We start from the raw sequence: 21,345 nt of genomic DNA on the forward strand, positions 1-21,345 counted from the left end.
GATCTTCGCCTCGGCCAGCGAGCGGACGGCGTCGCGGAGCATGTCGTGCTCCTCGGACGGGCGGTACAGGTCGAAATCCGGCATAGACTCTCCCACAGGATGGCACTCAGTTCCCTCATTATGCATACTGAGTTCCCTTCGGGAAGGGGGCATGTACTTTCATGTCATGAGCGAGCAGCCCTACAACGGTCCGAGCGGGCCGGCGACCGAAGAGGACCAGGAGAAAGCCCCCATCAGGGATCTCCTCGTGTCAGCCGCCTTCACGCTCTTCACGGAGCGCGGCTACGAGAGGACCACCATCGACGACATCGTGCGCCGGGCCGGCGTGGGTCGCCGATCGTTCTTCCGGTACTTCCCCACCAAGGAGGCAGTCGTCTTCCCCGACCATGAGAGAGCCCTCGCCGACATGGTCGAGTACCTGGAGGAAGGCAGCCAGGACCCCGACCCCATCGGACGCGCCTGTGGCGCGGCCCGCCTGGTCATGCGCATGTATGCGGAGAACGCCGAGTTCTCGGTGAAGCGGTACGCGCTCACCCGCAAGGTCGCAGCGCTCAAAGTCCATGAGACATCCGTGGTCTGGCGCTACGAGCGTGCCCTCGCCGCGTACCTCGAGCGCCGGTTCGCCACACTTGCGGACGGAGACGTCCGGGCCTGCACTGTCGCCGCGAGCGTCGTCGCCGCACACAACCACGGGCTGCGCGCCTGGTTGCGCTCCGGCGCTCGGGGCGATGCCGCCGCGGGCGTCGACCGGGCTCTCGATCTGGTTCATCGCACCTGGGGCGACACCGGCGACACCGTCGTCATGGTCACCCGCAGCAGCACTCCCATGTGGAAGATCGTCCAACACCTTGAGGGCGCCCAGGCCGGACAACCGCAGACGGGGAACTAAGTACCCCATGATGCGGGTATTCAGTTCCTTCTTTCGACCTGCTGTGGGCGGCTCTTGCATCCTCTGGCGCCGCCGCTGATCAGGCCACAGATCGATGCGGCTTTCAGCGGTGTCCGCGAACGGGACTCATGCCCCTACCTGCGCATTCCGAGTACTTGGTCGACTGCGTCACCTGGCGGGAGGCGAGCGGAGCACTCCTCTGCGGTTGGCGGTGAATTCGCCGATGGTTCACCGCCCCGAACAGGTCATCCAGGCCACGGACGTGAACGGCCAGCATGTCGTCCACCTCGCTGAAGGACGGGACGCGGACACGCAACTCGGGCGTCTGCCGCCCGAAGTCGCCGTTGCCTTGGCCTGGCAGGGGCCCGTCCAGGCGTCCCTGCGCCGCCCCTGCCGCCCCGTCGGCGGCAAGTAGCTCCCCACCTGCCCTTGGAGGCGCTCCGCTGGGCCTCTCTTCGTGTTGCTCGCTTGCGGGGCAGGCCCCTACCAGTCCCGTCGTGCCTGTCGTCCGAAGAGGATGCCGTTCGGTTCGGGTGGTGGGGGAGTGCCCGGTTTGAGGGGCCAGGCGATCAGCATGCCGACGACGAAGCCGACCAGGTGGGCCGCGTACGCCACCGTCCCGGCGCCGGTGATGCCCGCGCCCGCCGAGTACGCCGCCTGCAGCAGGAACCACAGGCCCAGCACGATCCAGGCCGGCAGGCGCAGGGGCAGGAAGATCAGGAAGGGGACGAGGACCCAGACGCGGGCCTTTGGGTAGAGGACCAGGTAGGCGCCGAGGATGCCGGCGATGGCGCCCGAGGCGCCGATCAGGGGGGTGGTGGCGTCGGGGTTCGTGAGGGCGAATCCGTATGCGGCCGCGTAGCCGCAGAGCAGGTGGAACAGCAGGTACCGCAGATGGCCCATACGGTTCTCGATTGTGTGGCCGAAGATCTGAAGGGCGGGCATCTGCGCAGGTCATGGGCGTGATTGCTGAGCCCTGGTCAGCAAGTAGCCAGCAAGCGGCGAGCGGGAGACCCCGCCCTGCCGACCGCGGGGAGCGTCAGCGGGACCAGGTCTGCTGGTCCACTCGTCTTTCGGAAGGCGTCGCTCCTTGACTCGTCAGCTCGCTCGCGGCATGGGCTCCTTCTTCAAGCCCTGTGCCTGCTCCAGGCCCAACCGTTGCCCGCACGCCTGCACCATCCGGTTTCGCGACGCTCGGGGAAAACAGCGGGAGGAAACCGGGTATCGGACCCAGGACGCGGCGGTCGAAAGGCTGACGGAGCCTTATGCCGACCGGAAGAAGACGGCTCCCTCGGTGGCGGAGGCGCGCCGCGGACCGGGGCAGCAGACGACAGAGGAGTACGCCCGGACGTGGTTGCCCCGGCAGCGCCGGATGACCGAGTACTCGACCGCGAAAAGCCTGGCGAGCCATTTCAAGGTACAGATCAATCCGGTGATCGGATCGCGGAAGCTGAATGCGGTGACCCCGACCGTGGTGGAGGACTTTCTCGATCACTTGGAGGCGGAGGGGGTGGGCCGTGGACACCAGTTGAACGTCTACCGGGCCCTGTCTGCTCTCCTCCGGGATGCGTTCGAGAAGGGGGCCATTGCTGACGACCCTCCGCGCGGAGTGCAGAAACCCGAGTACGCCCCGCAGCGGGTAGTCATCCCTGACGCCGAGTACATCGCCGGAGTGTCAATCCCCTCGCAGTATGGAGACGATCCATGCGGCCAGTCCCTCGGCGAGGGTGGCTCGGCACTCGCGTTCGTAGTCGATCGGGTTCTTGAACCCGCACACGCTGTGTGGCCCGCCTGGTGGTGTAGAAGTCGGTGATCCAGGTGGCGATCCTGATGCGGGCCTCGGCGCGGGTGCCGAAGGTGTGCCGGTGGACGTACTCGACCTTGAGCACGCTGTTGAACGCCTCGCTCACGGCGTTGATCATCCTCACAGTCGAAGCAAGATCCGACTCTGCCCATGGGCCGGGTCACGCCCAGCCTGCGGCAGGCCCGCTTGGACTTCCGGGAGCAGTATTCGCTGCCCCTGTCGGTGTGCACGATCACGCCGCGCACGTCGCCGCCGCGGGTGGCCGCGGCCATGTTCAGGGACGCGACGACCAGGTCGGCGTCATGACGGGCGGCCATCGCGTAGCCGAGCAGCCGACGGGAGAACAGATCGATGACCGTCGCCAGGTACAGCTTCCCCCGCCGGTTTCGATCTCGGTCATGTCGCCCGCCCGGACGAGGTCCGGTTCCTCGGCGGTGAAGTCCCGGCGGACGAAGTCCGGGGCGGCCGACCGCCTGCCCGGCCGGTCGCTGCCCGGCCTGGGCAGCGACCGGCGAACCGGCTTCCCTCCTGAGCCAGGAGGATGACGTACAGGGCGACCACCGTGCCGACGGCCGCGGCCGCAGCCAAGAAGACCAGCAAGGTGGCCACCGGCCGTCGGCACCGCGGCACCCGTCGCTGCAGCGCCTCGACCGCCGGATGAAGGGAGACGGCCAAGAACAACGCGAGAATCGCCCCCGAGGCGGCCATGTCCGGCTACGGCGGCGCTGGCACCGATCGCTGGGCCGCCGGTCGCGTCCTGGGCATTGACCGCCTCGATCGGCTGGCGCCGGAGAAGGCCCCGGCCGGCTCTCACCTGTACGCCGCGGCTGAAGAGGACACCACGATAAGGGGAGCATCCAGACCATTGACCGGCACCTGAACGCCCCGACGAGCAGGCCGCGGAGCACTTCAAGGGCTTCCCGTTCATCGCCCTTGACACTGGCCCGGTGGCTGATGCCATGCAGTGGGAGCGGTAGCGGGCCTTCTGCGCGAGCGCGCTTCCGTGGCTCATCCACATCCTGATCCGTGCGCCGTCCGACCCCGGCGCACGCCGGTTGGGGATACGGCGTCGGCCCGGCGGTGGTGGAGGCGTTGCGGGGACCGGTCCAGGGCGCGGTGGACCTTGACGGCGGTGGCGGGTCGACCACGTACGTCCCAGGTGCGGATGCTCAGGCCGAGCTGCAAGCTGGTGCCGTAGGCCGTAACTGTCGAAGGAAGTGTCATGGTGGCGGTGGCCGCAGGTGCGATCGCCGGGCTGTCGGCCCGGCGGGGGACGGCGCCGTCAGCTGCGGGCGTGATCGCGGCAGCCCTGCTGCCGCCAGTGATGTGCGCCGGGTCGATGAACGCGGCTGGTCGGCTCTTGCCGTGACCGAGAACGCGCCCCGACCGGTGGCCGCTGTGCGGCGGCCGTACCTGATCGTGAATCCGCGCTCGGGGGGAGGGAAGGCGAGCCGGTTCCGGATCGCGGGGAAAGCCCGTGCGTTGGGGGCTCAGGTTCTCCTGCTGGATCCTTCCCGGCCCCAGGACCTCGCGATGGTCGCCCGACGCGCGGTGGATGACGGTGCGGACCTGCTGGGGGTGGCCGGCGGAGACGGCACGCAGGCACTTGTCGCCGGGGTGGCCGCGGAGAGCGGTCTTCCTTTCCTGGTCGTTCCGACCGGTACCCGCAACCACTTCGCGATGGACCTCGGCCTGGACCGTGCGGACCCCTCGGCCGCGCTGGAGGCTCTCACGGACGGCGTCGAGCTGCGTGTGGATCTCGGGTTCGCGGGCGAGCGGGTGTTCGTCAACAACGTGTCGTTCGGTGCGTATGCCGCCCTGGTGCAGGACCCGGCCTATCGGGAGGACAAGATCGGCACCACGGTACGGATCCTCCCGGAATTCCTGGCCCGCCACCAGGGTCCGCACCTGGTGGTGCACACCGGGCTGCTCACCGTGGAGGGACCGGATGCCGTGCTGGTGAGCAACAACTCCTACAAGGCCGATGACCCGGCCGGGCTCGACAGGCGTGCGCAGCTGGACTCCGGGCTCCTGGGAGTCCTCGCCGCCAGGGCGGAGACGCCCGGCGAGACGGCCGCCCGGCTGCGAAGCGGGCAGACGCACGGCCTGACCCGTCTCGCCACACCTGACGACGTCGTCGTCCACGCCGACATCCCGGGCGTTCCCGCCGGGCTGGACGGCGAAGCCGTCACCCTGCCGACTCCCGTGCGGTGCCGGATCAGTCCCCGGACGCTGCGGGTACGGGTTCCCCGCCATCGGCCCGGCGCCCAGCCCGCCGGGCGGCCGCCGGGCTGGGCCGCCGTCCGGCGGATGGCCTCAGCTGCCCGGCGAGCCGCTCATGGCCGTCATACCGGCTGACCGGAGCAGGCGGTGCGCCGGGAAGCACGTCGCAGCCGCGATCGTGGCGGACGCGGTGCGCTTGGAGGTGACGCCGAGCGGCGAGCGGACGCCGAAGCGATCCGTTGCTCCATCGTCGGCGCGAGTTCACCACGCGGTCGTCCGCCGCCGGGCGGCGTCGACGCCGCCCGGGGCTGTGCCGATCCGGGCGGGAGGTTCTTCACCACGCGCCGCGGCCGGCCACTCCGGTTCCGCCGATCAGTGCTGGGGGTGCGGACGGGCGTGGAACAGGGGTCGCCGCTGGGTGGTTGTGTCCGGTGCGAGATGGCCGATCTCGACACGTGTCCTGATGGCGCGGACCACCTCGGTCAGGCCGAGGACTATGGCCATGACGCCGACCACCAGGGTGAGTGTCGCGATCGAGGCGAACGGCATGATGATCATCACGATGCCGGCCAGAGCGCCGATGATGCCGAAGGCCACGTGCCAGCCGCGTGCCGGCATGTCCGGGGCGGAGGCCGCCGCAGCCGTCTCCAGGGTGCCGCGCAGCAGCCAGCTGAAGCCGATCCACAGGGCGAGCAGCAGGATCGACTGCAGGGTGCCCCGGAAGCAGATCAGTCCCAGCAGGATGGAGGCCGCGCCGGTGAGGAAGTGCAGGACGCGAAGATGTCGGGGGACGTGGACGCCAAAGGCGCCGGCGAGCTGGAAGACGCCGGTGACCAGCAGATAGACGCCGAAGAGCACGCCGACGACCCGCAGGGTTGCGCCCGGCCAGACGAGGGCGATGACGCCCAGGGCGATGCTGGCCAGGCCCATGGTGAGCAGGATCTGCCAGCCCATGTTCGCCAGGGCGCCCATGCCTTCGACCAGGGGCGTCTCTTGCGTTTGTGGTGTCTCTCGCGTTCGCGGCTCGGTGCCGCGCGGGGGAACGGGACCTGCGGAATCGGAAGGAGATGTCATGACGCCTGCCTCCTTCTGGGAGCAGCGTGGTCACGTCAGTACGCGTCCATCGTCACCCGATCGGCCTCATGTCGCTCGGTGGAGACGGCGGGGGTCCGTGGCGCATGCGGTACTCCCCGAGATTCCCCGACCCTGCTCACCGGCACGGCAACCCTCCGGGGCGACAACCCTCACGGACCGCGTGCCCGAGGGACTGCTACCGCGGCTCGACATCGCTTCGGCGGGCTGCCGAACCCGCCGAGCTCTACCACCGAAGGTGGCAGGCCGAGACCGCGTACTCCGGGCTGAAGATCACGCTGCGCGGGTCGGACCGCGTGCTGCGCTCGCACCACACCGACGACGCCCGCCAGGAACTGCTCGGCCTGCTTGGTGTCTACCGGGTCGCACGGCAGATCGCCGTCGATGCCGCCACCCATGCCGGGATCGATCCGTCCCGGATCTCACTGGCCGTCACCATCCGGACTGCCCGTCACACCGTGATCACCGCGACCGGGACCACAACAGGTCCCGGGTGCCGTCCCACCCCTGCCCCCCCCCGCGGCGCCATCCTGCACCCACGCGAGTTGGCGCCGCCGCACCGCCCGACCCGGATCCTGCCCCGCCGGGTCAAACGCCCGATCTCGACCTTCGCCTACAACGCGACCAGGAAGAACACCCCCATCAGGAACGCGAAGACCGCCATCACCATCGCCACAGCCACCGACCGGACACGAAGATGGAGGACCTAAAGTTCCCGGCATTGGGACAAAACCCCGCTTCGGCCGGGGTCCTTGCGGAGCGCCTGCTGAAGGAGGCATTGACGTAGACAGCAGACGCCCGGAGAAGGCCCTGAGGTGTTCGTGTGCCCGCGGAGCTGGCGCGGGGCCAAGGTGCCCCGTGCAGAGGATCGAAAGTCTGGTCGTTCTCGGTGTCGCCGGGAACGCCCGCTCGCGGGGTCACACCTCGGCGAGGCCGAGTTGACGCAGCATGCCGAGTTCGTCGCTGCTTCCCCAGCGCTCGACGAGCTTGCCGTCGCTGTCGAAGCGGCTGATCTGCATGCCTCGGTAGCTCACCTTCCCGCCGGTCGCCGATTGCCCCATCAGCGGTCCCAGATGCGTCCCGGTGATGGTGCAGGCGAAGGCCAACTCGTCGTCGGTAGAAACCAGATGCTCCACCTCGACGTGCAAGTCGGGAAAGGCTGCTCGCAACTCGCCGAACATGACCCTGTACCCTTCGGGCCCCGGCACCTGTCCTGGGGCGGGATCATGGTCGATCGAGTCGGGATGCGACGATCTCGTCGAGGGCGTCGAGGTTGCCGGTGACGACGGCCTCTCCGAAAGCAGTCTGTGCGGCGGTGTTTGTCTGCTGAGACACAGGCATTCCTCGGGCGCGTGCCCGCCACCGGCCTGTCCGTCGGCTGCAAAGTCCACGCATCTACGCCATATCGGGACCGTACCCCGGCCGTACGCCTCCAGCATGTCTACGCGGCAGGCCTCCAGAGCAGATGCTCTCCTTCAGAGGCCATGGTCCGCATACCTGGGAAAAGGCGCGGGATCCGCAAGAAGCGCCAGCTCCGGCTGCCTGAGGGCCCTCGCCGGTTGCCGGCCCGCTCTCCTAAGCCGTTCCGAGGGCGTCGCGCAGGAATGTGACGGCCTGGTCGATGGCCGCTCGGGTGGCCTTGGACTGGCTGAGCGAGTTGATCATCATGAAGTCGTGCACCGTGCCGTCGTAGCGCACCGTGGTGACCGGGACGCCGGCGGCGCGGAGCTTGGCGGCGTACGCCTCGCCCTCGTCGCGCAGTACGTCGGCCTCGTCGACGAGCAGCAGGGCGGGCGGCAGGCCGGCGAGCTGTTCGGGAGCGGCCCGGTTGGGGGAGGCGGTGACCTCCGCGCGCTGTCGGGGGTCGGTGGTGTAGGCGTCCCAGAACCACTCCATGGCCTTGCGGCTGAGGTAGTAGCCGGTTTCGAACTGCTCGTAGGATCCGGTGTCCATCGCCGCGTCCGTGACCGGGTAGTACATCGACTGGTGGACGAACCTGACGTCACCGCGTTCCTTGGCCATCAGGGCGAGCGCGGCTGTCATGTTCCCGCCGACCGACTCGCCGGCCACGGCCATGCGCCGGGCGTCCAGCCCCTTGGACGCTCCCTCACGGGTGATCCATTGGGCGGTGGCGTAGCCCTGTTCGATGGCCACGGGGTAGTGGGCCTCCGGCGAGGGCGTGTACTCGACGAAGGCCACGGCGGTGCGGGCGCCGACCGCCAGCTCCCGCACCAGCCGGTCGTGGGTGCCGGCGTTGCCCAGTACCCAGCCGCCGCCGTGCATGTACAGCACGACGGGCAGCGTTCCGCCGGCGCCCTGCGGTTTGACGATGCGCACCCGCACGTCGCCCACCACGGCCGGTACGGTGATCCACTCCTCGTCGACCGGCAGCTTGTCGACCGGCGCGGCTTGAAGGTCGTCGAGGACCTTGCGCGCTTCGGCAGGCTCCAGCTCGTACAGGAAGGGATGCTTCGAGGTCGCGTCGGCGAGCTCCTGCGCCGGGCGCTCCAGGACGATCGAGGCGGACTGAGCAGCCATGACAATGCTCCTTGGCGATGCTGAGACGCGTAGGGAGTCCGGGCCGACAAGCGCCGGCGCCACTGAACGCCCGAGCCCTGGGCGTGAGTCCTTGTGCAAGGTTCAAGGCCCTCATTCAAGCCCCATGGGCCGATACGCCCATCGTAATCACGCATTGCGCGCCCATCGACTTCGCAGCGCCCGGCTGGCGCCAGGACCTCGGCCTTCGGCCTCGCACCCGACCGCGCGGCGTCAGCGTTGGTGCGCGAACCACCGGCCACCCGCGTGCCGTGGTGGGTCATCGGGGCGGTCGCCGCCTCCATGGCCGCAGGAACGTACACGGGCGGCTGGCGCATCATCCGCACGCTGGGACGGCGGATCGTGCACCTTGACCCGCCGCGCGGTTTCGCCGCCGAATCGGCCGCCGCGAGCGTGCTGTATGCGACGGCATTCATCTGGCAGGCGCCGATCTCGACCACGCACACCATCACCTCCGTGATCCTCGGAACCGGTGCCACCCGGCGGCTGTCCGCGGTGCGCTGGGCCATGGCCCGCAACATCGCCACCGCCTGGATGCAGACCATGACCATCGCCTCGCACTGGGTCGGATTGACCTTGCCCGGCATGATCGAGGAGCCGGGCTCGTTCGCCGGGAGGTTCAGTTCCGCCAGGCCGCAGCGGGGTCCGGAGGCCAGCCGGCGGATGTCGTCGGCGATCTTCATCAGCGGCACGGCCAGGGCCCGCAGCCCGGCGGAGGCGCCGAGCACGGCGTCCAGGCCGCCGTGGGCGGCGAACTTGTTCTGCGCGGTGGTGAACGGGTAGCCGGTCGCCGTGGCGATCTCGGCTGCGGCCTGCTCGCCGAATCCGGGCGGGGCGTTCAGCCCCGTGCCCACCGCGGTGCCGCCCATGGCCAGCTCGTACAGGTCCTCGGCGGCCCTGGTGACCCGGTCGATGCCTTGTTGCAGCTGGTGGGCGTAGCCGGACCATTCCTGGCAAGGCGTTGACCCGCATGATCACGATTTGCCGCAAAGTCGAGTGGCATGGGAGGCGGCGGCGGTCCAGGATTGGCGGCAACTGGAGGCCGCCGTCGCCGTCACCGGGGGCCGGGCTCAGAGCAAGAAGGGGTTACCGTCACAGTGATCGACACGGACGAGCTGGCCAAGCGGAACGCGGGTTCGCCGACGGTGGATCATTCGCCAACCTCAGGCTCATGCCCAGTGGCAGTCTGACGGTCATCGGATGCCTCGACCCTCGTGTCGACCCGTCCGACGTGCTCGGGCTCAAGCTCGGCGAGGCAGCGGCGATCCGCAACGTCGGAGGGCGGATCACGCCCGCGACACTCCGGACGCTGGAGATGCTCGCGAAGGTCGTCCAGGCCCGCACGGGCGGCCCTCGCCCGAACGACGTCCACTATGCGGTCCTGCACCACACCGACTGCGGGATCACGGACCTGGCCGTGTTCCCCGAGTTGCTGGCCGATTACTTCGAAGTTCCGGCCAAAGACCTGGACGCCAAGGCGGTCACCGACCCGGTCGCCGCCGTCCGCGTCGACGTCGAAATCCTCAAGCAGAAACTTCCGGTCGGAGTCTTCGTCTCAGGGCTCGTGTACGACGTGGCCACCGGGCTCATCGACGTCGTCGTCCCGCCCGCGCGAGTGGAAGCATGACACCGCGCGGCACCTGCGGCCGGTCCGGCCGGCGCGACCGCCGTGGGCCTGCGGGTTGTGCCGGGATCTGCTTCCCTGGCCGGTCGTATCGGCGGGGAGGCGCTTTCTAGCATGTGCGACGATCACGGGCACTCGGCGGCCGAGGCGGCGTGGTCGGCGCCTCGCGTCGCGGAGGGACCGGCTGTTGACCCGGTGACGCTGCCCGAGGTCGACGAGGTCAGGGTCACGACGATGGTCGACAACACCTTCGACGCCCTGCTGGCCTCTGCCGAAGGCGTCACCCGGGCGTCGATGGGCGCCGGGCGGACCGCCGCGCGGCAGTTCGCCGGCGGCGAGGCCGTCGCGGGGCTGCGTGCCGAGCACGGCTTCTCCGCCCTGGTCAGCGTCCCGAGCGGGAACGCGAGCAGCATGCTGCTGTTCGATACCGGCGCGTCGCCGGACGGGCCGGCGGTGAACGCCGAGCGTCTGGGCATCGATGTCGGCGGCCTGCAGGGCGTCGTGCTCAGCCACGGACACGTCGACCACGCGGGCGGCTTCGACGGCCTGGCCCGGCTGCGCGGGCGCTCCGGCCTGCCGCTGACCGTCCACCCCGCGGTCTGGACCCGCCGTCGCCTGGAACTACCCGCGGGCCAGGGGCTGGAGATGCCCACGCTGTCACGGGGTGCCCTGGAACGCGAAGGGTTCGAGGTAGTCGAGCGGCGGCAGCCGTCGCTGCTGGCCGGTGGCATCCTGATCACCGGCGAGGTGGACCGCGTCACCGAGTTCGAGCACGGCATGCCGCAGTCACACCAAGCCTGGGACGGGAACGGCTGGCGACACGACCCCGCCGTCATCGACGACCAGGCACTCGTCATCAACGTGCGCGGCCGGGGACTTGTCATCATCACCGGGTGCGGCCACGCCGGAGTGGTCAACATCATCCGGCACGCCATGAGGCTGACCGGCGTCGGTAAACTGCTGGCCCTCATCGGCGGCTTCCACCTGATCGGTCCCGCCTTCGAGCCGGTCATCGGCCCGACGGTGGCCGCGCTCACCGAACTCGCACCCGAGCTGATCGTCCCCGGTCACTGCACCGGCTGGCGTGCCCAGCACACCCTCGCCGCAGCCTTCCCGGACGCATGGGTGCAGACCAGCGTCGGAACCACCTACACACTCAGCGCCCCACAGGCGGGTGATGCCTGATCCCGGCTCAACCGGTGCAGCAGGAAGTGCAGTGTCGGCGGTACGCGAACGGGTTTCCGGGGGTACCTCGGACGGCACCCGGGGCGGTGGAGGCGCCGGCGGCTCTCGAGTTCTGCGGAGAATCGGGATCATGGACGAGGTGGCAGGCTCTCGTCCGGGTGGGTCCGGGCTGACGAGTGAACGGTCGGGCTGGATGGGAAGAACCAACAGCGGTGCTGATCCACGGCCTCGATGTGAGGAACGGCCGCTGATGGTTCCGGGGACGACGCCACCGGCGTCGTTGCTGCTGGTCCTGCAGGTCACCCGTCCGTGCTTCACCGAGCACTGGTTCGAGAAATTCTGCCACCTGGCGGCCGGGATGGTCGCGCAGACGGGCAGGCGGACGGTCACCGGGATGCTGACCGGTGCGGGGCTGTCACGACTGTGGCCGCACCGCAGGGCGCATGCCTTCTTCTCGCGGGCGTCCTGGGACCCCGACCGGCTCGGCCTGCGGCTGGCCCGCGCGGTCGTCGAGGCCCTGCTGCCGGTGGACGCGCCGGTCCCGGCGGTCATCTACGACTCTGCCGCCGGCGCCCTGTCCGTCTATCAAGACGGACACTCCGGGGCCGCAACCTGTGGCGTCGCCCCGAGCTTCTCGCCCTACTGCGGCACATCGCGGCTCAGGATAGATGGAAGACACTGCTCGGTTGCCGTGCCACCACCTCACCGAGGCGGGTTGCGATGATTCAGATGCGTCAGTTCACCGCGTGGTTGCACCGCCGGGATCCGGGCCTCGCCGCCATGCGGCGGGCGGCCAGGACCGCGGTGGTGATGCCGTCCCTCTTCGCGCTGTGCACCCAGGTCTTCCACGCGCCGGTCACGGGCACCTTCGCCGCGTTCGGCGCGTTCGCGATGCTCTTGCTGGTCGAATACACCGGCCCCGTGATGCAGCGGCTGCGCGCGCATGCGGCGCTCGGCGCGGCCTGGCTGGTGCTGGTCTCGCTGGGCACCCTCGCGTCGCGGTCGGTCTGGATCGCGACTGCTGCAACGCTGGTGGTGGGCTTCGTCGTGCTCTTCTCGGGCGTGGTCAGCTCGGTCCTGGCCGGCGCCACGACGTCACTGCTGTTGGCGTTCATCCTGCCGGTATCTTCGCCCGCTCCCCTGGCCCAGCTGCCCGACCGGCTGATCGGCGTGGCGCTGGCGGCCGGGACGTCCCTGATCGCGGTCTGGCTGTTGTGGGCGAGGACGCAGGCCGATCCGCTCAGCGCGCCGGCGGCTCGGGTCTGCCGAGCCGCGGCGGTGCAGTTGCGCACCGATGCGGACTACTTCACGGGCCATGCCGCCGGCCCTGCCTTCGGGGAGTGCCGTGCCTGCGCCCAGGAGACCAGGTCGAGCACACAGAAGCTGCAGCAGGCGTTCACCGCCACCCCCTACAGGCCCACCAGCCTGTCCACCGGGTCCCGGGCACTGGTCCGCCTGATCGACGAGCTGACCTGGCTGAGCGCGATCCTCGCGGAGGCCGCCCCCGCCGTCGAGGACGGTTCGACGGGCACCCGGCAGTCCTCAGTGGTGCGCAGGGCCGCTGCCGCCGTACTGGAACCGGCGGCGGAGATGCTCGATGATCCGCGCATCACCCCGGACCGCCTGCGCGCCGGGGTGGAGGAGCTCCGTCATGCATTGACCGCGCTGGAGGACGGGGCAGTCAACCGGCTGCCGATGCCGGACGGCGGCTCCGGTGGCAGGTGTGGCCTCGACACCTTGGTCGACAGCCTCGACGTCACCTTCCGGGCTCAGGAGGTGGCCTTCGTCGTCCTGCAGATCGCCCGGAACGTCGACATCGCCCGGACCGCCGATCACCGCAGCTGGCCGGACCGCCTGCTCGGCCGCGAGCCCGGATCCCCGACCAGTCGCCTGACCAGCGCCAGGGAACGCGCCGCCGCACATGTCGAGCCGCACTCCGTATGGCTGCACAACAGCATCCGCGGCGCCATCGGCCTGGGCATCGGCATCGCACTGGCCGACGTGACCGGCGTCCAGCACGGCTTCTGGATCACGCTGGGCATCCTGTCGGTGCTGCGTTCCAACGCTCTCAGCACCGGGCAGAACGTCTTCCGTGCCCTCGGCGGGACCCTGGTCGGCTCGGTCCTGGGCGCCGGTCTGCTCCAGCTCATCGGACAGAACACGACCGTGCTGTGGGTCCTGCTGCCCGTCGCAGTGATGGCCGCGGGCGTCGTCCCGGCCGCGATCTCGTTCGCCGCCGGGCAGGCGGCCTTCACGCTTGCCCTGGTGATCCTGTTCGACATCGCCCAGCCGGCGGGCTTGTCGGTCGTCCTGTTCCGTATCGAGGACATCGCGCTCGGCTGTGCGGTGAGCCTGGTCGTCGGCCTGCTCTTCTGGCCGCGCGGTGCGTCCGCCGCCCTCGCCAGGGCGTTGGCGGAGGCGTATGCCGACAGCGCGCGCTATGTGCTCGGGGCAGTGGGCTATGCGGTGTCCTGCTGTGCTTTCAGGCCCGAAACCATCGAGCGCCCGCAGGAGGGCCGTCGGGCGGCGGCCGCGGCGCGCCGCCTGGACGATGCCTTCAGGACCTATCTGGCCGAGCGCGGAGCAAAGGACGTCTCGTTGTGCGAGACGACGACTTTGATCACTGGTGTCGTAGGGCTCCGTCTGGCCGCCGACGCGGTCCTGGAGCTGTGGCGGCGGGCCCCGGGCGGCCGACCGCTCGAGGACCGCGCCGCCGCGCAGAGGGAACTGCTGGTCATGGCGGAACGGGTCTTCCGGTGGTACGAGACCCTGGCCGGGGGGCTGGAGAGCGAAGGGCCGGTACCGGAGCCTTTGGAGTCCGACCGGGAGCACAACGCCCGGCTGGTCGAGGCGGTCCGCCGGGACCTGCGTGATGCGGACGGACGGGCGGCGGGGACCGGCATCCGCATCATCTGGACCGGCGACCATCTGGAAGCAGTACGGCGGCTCCAGTCGCCCATCGCGGCGGCAGCCGGTCACGCCGACGCGCGCGTTGCCGTAATCAAATCAGTTTGACTCCGCAGGTGTCGACAACCCGCTCAGTCGCGCTCGGCATGCTCACACCCATCGAGTTCGAGCTGAGGGCAACTCCCTCGATCGCCTGGAGCCCACGATGAAGTCCCCGCCATTCGACCAGGTCAGCGCCTGCACCGGTGTTCTGGGGAGGCCTCGCACGTCATCTCGGCGGCGGTTGCTCTCTGTGGATCGACCGCCGACGGGAAAGGGGGCCCGTAGCCGAGCACCGTCTCACGTGCGTCGCTGCGGCGTCCGATGCACGCTGGTGAGGGAGAGGACTTTTTACGTGGGGACCCTGCGTGGCACTGGCCTGAAATGCAGGTGAAGATCGAGAACCGGCTTCCGGGTGCCGAGTCGCCCTTTGTGCCAGTCGTGCATGGACCTGGGGGCGTGCCAGGACGCGGTCCGGTTCAGGTTCTATCGCAGAGTCGTCCCTCGCCTCAGTGCCTGCTGTGCCTGGCAGGCGGCAGCGGGAAGGAAACGCGATGGAGCTCAAGGGATCGATCGCCCTGGTGACGGGGGCCAATCGTGGTATCGGATACGCGTTCGCCCGGGCGCTGATCGAGCGGGGAGCAGCCAAGGTCTACGCCGGTGCCCGCGATCCGTCGAGCGTGAGCGACGATGACCTTTCTGCGCTGCGCCTGGACGTCACCAAGCCGGAGGACGTCGTCGCGGCGGCCGAGAGCGCCGGTGACGTCAGCATCGTCGTCAACAACGCGGGCGTTGCCGGTTTTGAGACCGAACTGCTGGCGGGTTCCTTCGACGGTGCTCGCGAGGCGATGGAGGTCAACTACTTCGGCACGTGGGCCGTGTCCCGTGCCTTCGCCCCGGTCCTGGCGCGCAACGGCGGTGGCGCGCTGGTGAACATGTTGTCGGCTGCCTCCTGGATCTCCCGGCTGGAGTACCCCGGGTATGCGGCGTCCAAGGCGGCCCAGTGGTCGTTGACGGGCGCGCTGCGGGAGGGCCTGCGCGAGCAGGGAACGCTCGTGATCGGGGTCCACGCCGGTTTCGTGGAGACGGACCTCAGCAGCTTCACGGACGCGCCGAAGATCAGCGCGGCGGATGTAGCGGTGCAGACGATGGACGCCTTGGCGAACGACAGGGTCGAGGTGCTCGCCGACGAGCGGACCAAGCAGATCAAGCATGCCCTGGCGCAACCGCTCCAACAGTGAGAAGAAGCCCGGACGGGACCGGGACGCCACAGCACAGGAGGATTCATGACCTCTGAACCGCCTGGGGGGCACAGCACCGGCGGCCTGCTCCTGATCGGGCAGACCCTCGTCGTCATCGGCGGGAGCGCGGGCATCGGGCTGGCGACCGCACGGCTCGCCCGCAACCAGGGCGCCTCCGTGGTCCTCACCGGCCGGGACCCAAAACGGCTGCGCACCGCGGCCATGGAGGCCGACGCGCTCAGCACCGCGGCCTTCGACGCCCACGACGCGACGCAGCTGGAGCGGTTCTTCCAGCAGCTGCCAGGGCCGATCGACCACGTGATGGTCACCGCGGGCGGCCCGTCGTACGGCCGCCTTCTGGACATGGACGCCGAGCAGGCACGCCGGGCGATCAGCGACCACATGGTGCTCGCACTCGAGGTCGCGCGCCACTGCGCCGGCACCGTACGGCCGGGCGGCACGCTGCTGCTCCTGGGCGGCACGGGAGCCCGCCGGATCCGGGCCGCTCTCGGTGTCGCCCCCGCGGTCACCGCCGCGATGCCCGCGTTCACGGCCAGTCTCGCACTCGAGCTCGCGCCGGTCCGAGTGAACCTGATCGCCGCCGGCTTCGTGGACACGCCGTTGTCGGCCCGCCTGCTCGGCGACGCGCTCGACGCCCGTCGCGAGGAGCTGCGCGCCGCGCTGCCCATCGGCCGTGTAGTCGTACCCGACGACGTGGCGGCGCTCGCTGTGCACATCATGACCAACACCGCACTCACGGGTGCGACCTACGACATCGACGGAGGTCAGCAACTCGTCGGCTGAGCCACACATCGATGGCGATCATTTACCGAGCGTCGCGGACGGCTGGGGTCGTGTGCTCCGGCCTTGGGTGCGGTACGGGGCCAGGAACGGGGTCAGCGCCGCGAGCACTTCCTGAGGGGCTTCCTCGGCCACCCAGTGGCCGGTGCCGGGGATGACTACGCTCCGCACGTCGTGTGCGACAAGTCTCATGGTGCCGGCGACGTTCTCGCCGAGGCTTCCCGCCCCGCCGATCGCGAGGACGGGCAGGGTCAGCAGGCGTGTTTTGCGTTGCTGGTCCTGCGCGCTGGTGGTGTCGAGCGCGCGGTACCACCCGAAGCTGCCGCGCAGGGATTCGTGCTGGGAGGCGAGGATGCGGACGTAGTGGTCGACGGCGTAGTCGGGGAGTTTTCGTACGGCCTTGGTGGCGAACTGCCATCCGAAGTAGATCCCTTCGCGTCCCCGGACGAGCTGTTCGTTCACGTCGGTGAGCCGGTTGAAGGGGATGTGCCACAGCCGGTTGTTGGCCTGTGCGGTGCCGAACATGGGCGGCGACGGGGTCACGGCCGGGAGGAACGCCTCGGCGACGGCCAGGCGGGCGACGCGCTCAGGGTGGTCTGCGGCCAGCGCGTAGGCGATGGGCATTCCGGTGTCATGGCCGACCACGGCGAACCGCTGGTGGCCGAGCGCGTCCATCAGAGTGACCATGTCGCGTGCCAGGGTGCGGGTGTCGTATCCGCTCGTGGGTTTCTCGGTCAGCCCGATGCCGCGTTGGTCGGCGGCGACGACCGTGAAGTGTCTGGCCAGTGCCGGCATCACCAGGCGCCAGGCGTACCAGGTTTCGGGCCAGCCGTGTATCAGGAGCAGCGGCGGCCCTTCGCCTCCGACGACCACGTGCTGGCGGATTCCATTGGCTTGGACGAAACGGCTGGTGAACGTCTTGGTGAACCCGGCCGGCAGGTGCGGCGCCTGCCCGACGGAGCCGAGGCCTTCGGGCGTGGGTATGGATGTGGCCTGGGGTTGCGGGGCCCCGCCACGGGGCGCTGTGACGGCGGTCAGCGCGATGCCTCCCAGGCCGAGTCCCAGTGCACCCGCACCGGCCGTGCGCAGCACGTGGCGCCGGGGCAACCCGGCGTTGGTCCGGTCTTCGGAGTCGTCGTTCCCGGATACCTGAGACATGGGCTCCCTTTCCGCTTCTGACGGGCGTTTTCAGTGACATGCGGTGACGCGCCGGATCGGTCGTCTCTGGCCTCGTGGTAGGGGTCGCGGCAGCGCACCATGCCCGCGGACGAGCATGAGCGCAGGTCTCACGCCTGCTGAGCTCATGCTGGGGTGCGCCCCCTGCCCCCGCAATCGGAGCCACGCGTGATGGCCCGGCCGCTGTCCGCGCGCGGCTCGCGGGGTGCGTGGAGAGACCGGGAGTGGCAAGAAGGAGGCGGGGATGAGCTAGATGGCGCTTGGTGTCCGCTTCACGCTATGTGACGGTGCTGGTAAAGCGTCCGACGACCACGGACGTCAGCCGCACCTCCGTCATTTCCGGAGCAAAAGCGGGAAGTACGCGGAGAGAACGGAGATCGACCGCCTCCGACCGTATGCCGGCAAGCACCCCTCCACATACGCGCAGCGGTTCGCAAGGCCCGGACTCCGGTACCGGCCGTGAGATGCCTCCTGGTGCGGTACAGCCGTGCCGACGCGACGATGGTGCCCTGCACCCACCAGGGAGGCCCCGGCGGAGAGGGCGGAATCATGAACGTGAACGACATCGACATGAAGGTCGAAGTGCTCGTCATACCGGTGTCGGACATCGAACGGGCGAAGGAGTTCTACGGCCGCCTCGGCTGGAGGCTGGACCGGACACCGCCCTCAGTCGTCCAGTTCACCCCGCACGGCTCCGCCTGCTCGGTCCAGTTCGGCACGGACCTGACGTCGGCCGCGCCCGGTTCGGGCAAGGGGTATCTGATCGTCTCCGACATCGAAGCCGCCCGCACCGCGCTGGTTGCCGCCGGAATCGAGGTGAGTGCCGTCTTCCACCTCGGACCTGACGGCCCGATCGAGGGCCTCGACCCGGAGCGACGCAGCTACTTCTCGCGCGCCACCTTCCGTGATCCCGACGGCAACACCTGGCTGCTGCAGGAGATCACCACCCGGCTCCCCGGGCGCGTCGAGCCCGGCCCGACGTCCTTCCCCTCCACGACCGATCTGGCGAGTGCGCTGCGGCGCGCGGCTGCCGCCCATGGTGAACACGAGAAACTCACCGGCCAAGAGGATCCGGACTGGCCCAACTGGTACGCCCGGTACATGGTCAGCGAGCAGACCGGCACCGAACCGCCCAAGTAGGGCCGGCACAGGGAGGAACCATGGCCGAGACCTACGATCCCCGCCGCACGGCCGTTCTGCTGGTCGACCCCTACAACGACTTCCTCTCGGAGGGCGGCAAGGTCTGGCCGCGCCTGGAGCCCGTGGCCGGCAGCGTCGGTCTGCTGGACCACCTGCGCTCCGTGATCGCCGCCGCCCGCGAGAGCGGCGTGCGCGTGGTGTTCGTGCCGCACCACCGCTGGGAGCCGGGTGACTACGAGACGTGGGACCATCCGACCCCCTCGCAGCAAAAGATCCAGGAGTTCCACCACTTCGCCCGGGGTTCCTGGGGTGGGGAGTTCCACCCTGACTTCCAGCCGCGGCCGGGCGAGGTCGTCGTTCAGGAACACTGGGGATCGAGCGGGTTCGCCAACACGGACCTGGACATGCAGCTCAAGCAGCACGGCGTCACCCACGTGATTCTTGTGGGCGTACTGGCCAACACCTGCGTCGAAGCCACCGCTCGTTTCGCCATGGAACTCGGCTACCACGTGACGTTGGTCAGCGACGCCACCGCGGCTCTCAGCCCCGAGATGATGCACGCCGCTCACGAACTCAACGGCCCCACCTACGCCCAGGCCATCGTCACCACGAACCAACTCGTCACCGCATTCAACGGGTCCCGTGATGACAGTCGGACTCACCCGCGTTGAGGCTGCAGGGCCGATACGCAACATTTCGACATGCGGGCTTACCGGTCTCAACCCCCTGCTCGTGCGATGACCTTGCTGACGTGGACCGACAGGAGGGTGTGCAGGTGCACGGAGAAGGGGTGGTCCGGGTGTTCGTGTTCGAGTACGAATACCACTGAGGCGCAGGTTGCGGCGGGCTCGTCCGCCGGTCCCGTGGGCGGCTCCATGCCGGGGCCAGCCGCCACTCGCTGCCGGTGAGACGGGACCGGATCATGGCGGAGAAGCAGGTGCGGAGACGTCCGTCCCTCCGCGAGCCGACGGCGATGCGTCGTCCGGCCCGCGTAGCTCTCGATGATCTCCTGCATGTCCAATGCAGGGAGTATCCGGTTGGTGTAGCGCTGCCGTCGGTCGTAGTAGTCCGTGGGCGACTGCCGGGCGACGTAGTCGGTGAGGTGTTGGAACAGCGCGGGCAGATCGGCTCGGTGTCCGTGGAGCCGTTCTTCCAGAGGTCGGAACCTGCCCCAGACGCCGGTCCAGGACGGGGGCATGCCAAGGCATGCGCCCGCGTCCGTCAGCGACATGCCGGTGACGGCTTGGGCGAGATGCGCTGAGAGGTCGCGGGCTGCCGCTGCGCCTGGTGCACGCCTGACGCTTCGAGGTGCACGACGCCTTCGACGCGGGCAACCGGGGTATCCAGCGGCAGTGGGTGCGCGACGGCCTCGTGGAGGCCGCCCGGGCTGTCATCGAACGCCACCCCGACCTGACGGTGACCACCGATGTGGTGGAGGACGGTGCCGTGCCGGCGCTGCTCGTCGCCGCGGCGGAGTCGGGGACACCGGTGCTCGGCTCGCGCGGCCAGGGTGCCCTCGTTAGGGCGCCCTGGACTGGCGCAGCGAGTCGAGTGCTGGAGGGGACCCTTCAGGAGAGCCAGTCGGTGTAGTGGGTGGGGGCGATGCGAGCGTCGTCCGAGGCGGTGAGGACGTCGCCGTGGGCGGCGGCGAACATGCCGGCGCTGTCGTCGGTGACGACGGAGCGCCCGTCGCTCTTGGCGGTCAGGGTGAGCCGGCCGAGTTCGTCGAGGGGGTAGACGTCGGGACCCGCGATGTTGAGGACGCCGTTCAGCGGGCTGCCTGCGGCGACCTCGGCGACAATGCCGGAGACGTCCGCGGCGGCGATCGGCTGGATCGGTGTGCGTGGCAGACGGACGGTGGCGCCGTCGGCGGTCATGGCCAGGGTCGCGTCCATGAACTCCATGAACTGCGTGGCGCGGACGATGGAGTACGGGATCGGCCCGGCCTTGAGGATGTTTTCCTGAAGCACCTTCGCCCGGTAGTAGCCCAGATCGGGCACTTGGTCCGCGCCGACGATCGAGAGGATGACGAAGTGCCCGACCCCGCCCTTCTCGCTCGCGGCAAGAAGATTGCTCATCGAAGTCTGGAAGAAGGCGAGCGAGGCGTCGTCGAAAGTCGGGGAATTCGTCAGGTTGACGACGACGTCGACGCCTGCCACGGCGGCCTCCAGCCCCTGGCCGGTGATGATGTCCACGCCGGTGGACAGGGAGTGAGGTACGGCCTGGTGCCCGGCCGTGTTCAGGTTCTCCACGACCCGTGACCCGATCAGCCCGGTTCCGCCGATGACTGCGCACTTCATGATCTGGCCTTCCTTCGACGCTATCGCCCGGAATGCGGCTTATGCGATCTTAACCTCGCTCCAGGTACACCCGAACTCAGACACTCTCGCCCCGACGAGCACGGTCACACCGTCGCCGTCCGCCTCGCACCCGCCGGTTCCCTCGTCCGCGTCGACGTCGGCGGCCGGTCCCAGCCTCCAGGTGTCCACGATCGAGAGGAAGTCCTCTCAGCGTTGGCGCCGATGCCGGCCAAGTCGCTTGCTGCTGCGCAGTCCAGCCGGGTGGATTCGGAATCGGCTTGTAGCCACTGTTGAACACGTTGATTGACAAGGTCATGATGCCTCCCTCGTGATTCGCCATGGGCGCCCAGCCGAGAGTCGTCGACCTC

At 69.4% G+C, this 21,345-nt stretch carries 22 protein-coding genes and 4 pseudogenes; 15 read left to right on the forward strand and 11 right to left on the reverse strand.

What is annotated here, in order from left to right; translation table 11 throughout:
* A partial coding sequence (locus tag JL475_RS40490; protein WP_237408909.1) for an acyl-CoA dehydrogenase family protein occupies positions 1–84 on the reverse strand: 84 nt, incomplete at its 3' end.
* An 82-nt stretch (positions 85–166) separates the two neighbouring features.
* Here JL475_RS40490 and JL475_RS32095 point away from each other — a divergent pair.
* Both JL475_RS32095 and JL475_RS32100 read left to right on the forward strand, forming a co-directional pair.
* Entirely contained in the window at positions 167–889 is a 723-nt protein-coding gene (locus JL475_RS32095; RefSeq protein ID WP_202281648.1) for a TetR family transcriptional regulator, read from the forward strand.
* A 94-nt stretch (positions 890–983) separates the two neighbouring features.
* Entirely contained in the window at positions 984–1,304 is a 321-nt protein-coding gene (locus tag JL475_RS32100; RefSeq protein ID WP_237408906.1) for a hypothetical protein, read from the forward strand.
* A gap of 68 nt (positions 1,305–1,372) precedes the next feature.
* On the opposite strand, the pseudogene JL475_RS32105 reads toward JL475_RS32100, so the two are convergent.
* Positions 1,373–1,825 (reverse strand): annotated as a pseudogene (locus JL475_RS32105) (rhomboid family intramembrane serine protease); the annotation flags it as partial.
* Between the two features lie 178 nt (positions 1,826–2,003).
* Between JL475_RS32105 and JL475_RS32110 the strand changes: the two are divergent.
* Entirely contained in the window at positions 2,004–2,702 is a 699-nt protein-coding gene (locus tag JL475_RS32110) for a phage integrase SAM-like domain-containing protein (RefSeq protein ID WP_202281649.1), read from the forward strand.
* 182 nt (positions 2,703–2,884) lie between these two features.
* Here JL475_RS32110 and JL475_RS41780 read toward each other — a convergent pair.
* A pseudogene (locus JL475_RS41780) lies at positions 2,885–3,277 on the reverse strand (DDE-type integrase/transposase/recombinase); the annotation flags it as partial.
* Between the two features lie 835 nt (positions 3,278–4,112).
* On the opposite strand from JL475_RS41780, the gene JL475_RS32120 reads away from it, so the two are divergent.
* Positions 4,113–5,051, forward strand: coding sequence for a diacylglycerol kinase family protein (locus tag JL475_RS32120; protein WP_202281685.1), 939 nt, complete (start codon positions 4,113–4,115; stop codon positions 5,049–5,051).
* A gap of 237 nt (positions 5,052–5,288) precedes the next feature.
* On the opposite strand, the gene JL475_RS32125 is transcribed toward JL475_RS32120, so the two are convergent.
* Entirely contained in the window at positions 5,289–5,990 is a 702-nt protein-coding gene (locus JL475_RS32125) for an HdeD family acid-resistance protein (protein WP_202281653.1), read from the reverse strand.
* 314 nt (positions 5,991–6,304) lie between these two features.
* On the opposite strand from JL475_RS32125, the gene JL475_RS32130 reads away from it, so the two are divergent.
* A complete protein-coding gene (locus JL475_RS32130) occupies positions 6,305–6,718 on the forward strand; it encodes a hypothetical protein (RefSeq protein WP_202281655.1) in 414 nt (137 codons plus the stop codon).
* 207 nt (positions 6,719–6,925) lie between these two features.
* Here the strand turns inward: JL475_RS32130 and JL475_RS41535 are convergent, their stop codons facing one another.
* Entirely contained in the window at positions 6,926–7,216 is a 291-nt protein-coding gene (locus JL475_RS41535) for an ester cyclase (protein WP_202281657.1), read from the reverse strand.
* A gap of 367 nt (positions 7,217–7,583) precedes the next feature.
* Entirely contained in the window at positions 7,584–8,546 is a 963-nt protein-coding gene (locus tag JL475_RS32140) for an alpha/beta hydrolase (protein WP_202281659.1), read from the reverse strand.
* Positions 8,547–8,810: 264 nt separating this feature from the next.
* Between JL475_RS32140 and JL475_RS40500 the strand changes: the two are divergent.
* Positions 8,811–9,086 (forward strand): annotated as a pseudogene (locus tag JL475_RS40500) (anion permease); the annotation flags it as partial.
* Positions 9,087–9,148: 62 nt separating this feature from the next.
* Here JL475_RS40500 and JL475_RS40505 read toward each other — a convergent pair.
* Positions 9,149–9,490 (reverse strand): annotated as a pseudogene (locus tag JL475_RS40505) (lyase family protein); the annotation flags it as partial.
* Positions 9,491–9,735: 245 nt separating this feature from the next.
* Between JL475_RS40505 and JL475_RS32150 the strand changes: the two are divergent.
* The 6 genes from JL475_RS32150 (at position 9,736) to JL475_RS32175 (ending at position 16,364) form a co-directional block, all read left to right on the forward strand.
* Entirely contained in the window at positions 9,736–10,191 is a 456-nt protein-coding gene (locus JL475_RS32150; protein WP_202281661.1) for a carbonic anhydrase, read from the forward strand.
* Between the two features lie 111 nt (positions 10,192–10,302).
* Positions 10,303–11,373 carry an MBL fold metallo-hydrolase gene (locus JL475_RS32155; RefSeq protein WP_202281663.1) on the forward strand — a complete coding sequence of 357 codons (1,071 nt, stop codon included), beginning with the start codon at positions 10,303–10,305 and terminating at the stop codon, positions 11,371–11,373.
* A gap of 250 nt (positions 11,374–11,623) precedes the next feature.
* Positions 11,624–12,097, forward strand: coding sequence for a transposase (locus JL475_RS32160; RefSeq protein ID WP_202281665.1), 474 nt, complete (start codon positions 11,624–11,626; stop codon positions 12,095–12,097).
* Positions 12,094–14,388 carry an FUSC family protein gene (locus tag JL475_RS32165; protein WP_202281667.1) on the forward strand — a complete coding sequence of 765 codons (2,295 nt, stop codon included), beginning with the start codon at positions 12,094–12,096 and terminating at the stop codon, positions 14,386–14,388. The genes JL475_RS32160 and JL475_RS32165 overlap by 4 nt, the downstream gene beginning before the upstream one ends.
* 485 nt (positions 14,389–14,873) lie before the next feature.
* A complete protein-coding gene (locus JL475_RS32170) occupies positions 14,874–15,560 on the forward strand; it encodes an SDR family oxidoreductase (protein ID WP_202281668.1) in 687 nt (228 codons plus the stop codon).
* A 45-nt stretch (positions 15,561–15,605) separates the two neighbouring features.
* Positions 15,606–16,364 carry an SDR family oxidoreductase gene (locus tag JL475_RS32175; RefSeq protein WP_202281669.1) on the forward strand — a complete coding sequence of 253 codons (759 nt, stop codon included), beginning with the start codon at positions 15,606–15,608 and terminating at the stop codon, positions 16,362–16,364.
* An 18-nt stretch (positions 16,365–16,382) separates the two neighbouring features.
* Here JL475_RS32175 and JL475_RS32180 read toward each other — a convergent pair whose 3' ends face one another.
* Complete coding sequence (locus JL475_RS32180; protein ID WP_202281670.1) at positions 16,383–17,519, reverse strand: alpha/beta fold hydrolase; 1,137 nt, start codon at positions 17,517–17,519, stop codon at positions 16,383–16,385.
* A 567-nt stretch (positions 17,520–18,086) separates the two neighbouring features.
* Between JL475_RS32180 and JL475_RS32185 the strand changes: the two genes are divergently transcribed.
* Entirely contained in the window at positions 18,087–18,677 is a 591-nt protein-coding gene (locus JL475_RS32185; RefSeq protein ID WP_307825218.1) for a VOC family protein, read from the forward strand.
* A gap of 20 nt (positions 18,678–18,697) precedes the next feature.
* Positions 18,698–19,348, forward strand: a complete 651-nt coding sequence (locus tag JL475_RS32190) for an isochorismatase family cysteine hydrolase (protein WP_202281671.1) — start codon at positions 18,698–18,700, stop codon at positions 19,346–19,348.
* A 47-nt stretch (positions 19,349–19,395) separates the two neighbouring features.
* On the opposite strand, the gene JL475_RS32195 is transcribed toward JL475_RS32190, so the two are convergent.
* Positions 19,396–19,908 carry a hypothetical protein gene (locus JL475_RS32195; protein WP_202281672.1) on the reverse strand — a complete coding sequence of 171 codons (513 nt, stop codon included), beginning with the start codon at positions 19,906–19,908 and terminating at the stop codon, positions 19,396–19,398.
* Between the two features lie 77 nt (positions 19,909–19,985).
* On the opposite strand from JL475_RS32195, the gene JL475_RS32200 reads away from it, so the two are divergent.
* Positions 19,986–20,267 carry a hypothetical protein gene (locus tag JL475_RS32200; RefSeq protein ID WP_202281673.1) on the forward strand — a complete coding sequence of 94 codons (282 nt, stop codon included), beginning with the start codon at positions 19,986–19,988 and terminating at the stop codon, positions 20,265–20,267.
* On the opposite strand, the gene JL475_RS32205 is transcribed toward JL475_RS32200, so the two are convergent.
* On the reverse strand, positions 20,246–20,977 hold the full coding sequence (locus JL475_RS32205) for an SDR family oxidoreductase (protein ID WP_202281674.1): 732 nt from the start codon (positions 20,975–20,977) through the stop codon (positions 20,246–20,248). The two genes, JL475_RS32200 and JL475_RS32205, sit on opposite strands and share 22 nt — an antisense overlap.
* Before the next feature lie 39 nt (positions 20,978–21,016).
* The gene (locus JL475_RS32210) at positions 21,017–21,166 is read right to left on the reverse strand and encodes a hypothetical protein (protein WP_202281676.1); all 150 of its coding nucleotides are present in this window, start codon (positions 21,164–21,166) and stop codon (positions 21,017–21,019) included.
* Between the last annotated feature and the right edge of the window lie 179 nt (positions 21,167–21,345).

This window comes from Streptomyces sp. M2CJ-2, assembly GCF_016757295.1.
Classification (GTDB): Bacteria; Actinomycetota; Actinomycetes; order Streptomycetales; family Streptomycetaceae; genus Streptomyces.

Bases quoted from the DNA above. Each gene is read 5' to 3' on its own strand.
- JL475_RS32170 (WP_202281668.1), top strand. From the start codon at position 14,874: ATGGAGCTCAAGGGATCGATCGCCCTGGTGACGGGGGCCAATCGTGGT.
- JL475_RS32150 (WP_202281661.1), top strand. From the start codon at position 9,736: ATGCCCAGTGGCAGTCTGACGGTCATCGGATGCCTCGACCCTCGTGTC.
- JL475_RS32110 (WP_202281649.1), top strand. From the start codon at position 2,004: ATGGGCTCCTTCTTCAAGCCCTGTGCCTGCTCCAGGCCCAACCGTTGC.
- JL475_RS32205 (WP_202281674.1), bottom strand. From the start codon at position 20,977: ATGAAGTGCGCAGTCATCGGCGGAACCGGGCTGATCGGGTCACGGGTC.
- JL475_RS32165 (WP_202281667.1), top strand. From the start codon at position 12,094: ATGATTCAGATGCGTCAGTTCACCGCGTGGTTGCACCGCCGGGATCCG.
- JL475_RS32185 (WP_307825218.1), top strand. From the start codon at position 18,087: ATGAACGTGAACGACATCGACATGAAGGTCGAAGTGCTCGTCATACCG.
- JL475_RS32175 (WP_202281669.1), top strand. From the start codon at position 15,606: ATGACCTCTGAACCGCCTGGGGGGCACAGCACCGGCGGCCTGCTCCTG.
- JL475_RS32125 (WP_202281653.1), bottom strand. From the start codon at position 5,990: ATGACATCTCCTTCCGATTCCGCAGGTCCCGTTCCCCCGCGCGGCACC.
- JL475_RS32190 (WP_202281671.1), top strand. From the start codon at position 18,698: ATGGCCGAGACCTACGATCCCCGCCGCACGGCCGTTCTGCTGGTCGAC.
- JL475_RS32195 (WP_202281672.1), bottom strand. From the start codon at position 19,908: ATGTCGCTGACGGACGCGGGCGCATGCCTTGGCATGCCCCCGTCCTGG.
- JL475_RS32095 (WP_202281648.1), top strand. From the start codon at position 167: ATGAGCGAGCAGCCCTACAACGGTCCGAGCGGGCCGGCGACCGAAGAG.
- JL475_RS32155 (WP_202281663.1), top strand. From the start codon at position 10,303: ATGTGCGACGATCACGGGCACTCGGCGGCCGAGGCGGCGTGGTCGGCG.
- JL475_RS32140 (WP_202281659.1), bottom strand. From the start codon at position 8,546: ATGGCTGCTCAGTCCGCCTCGATCGTCCTGGAGCGCCCGGCGCAGGAG.
- JL475_RS32180 (WP_202281670.1), bottom strand. From the start codon at position 17,519: ATGTCTCAGGTATCCGGGAACGACGACTCCGAAGACCGGACCAACGCC.
- JL475_RS32100 (WP_237408906.1), top strand. From the start codon at position 984: ATGCGGCTTTCAGCGGTGTCCGCGAACGGGACTCATGCCCCTACCTGC.
- JL475_RS32160 (WP_202281665.1), top strand. From the start codon at position 11,624: ATGGTTCCGGGGACGACGCCACCGGCGTCGTTGCTGCTGGTCCTGCAG.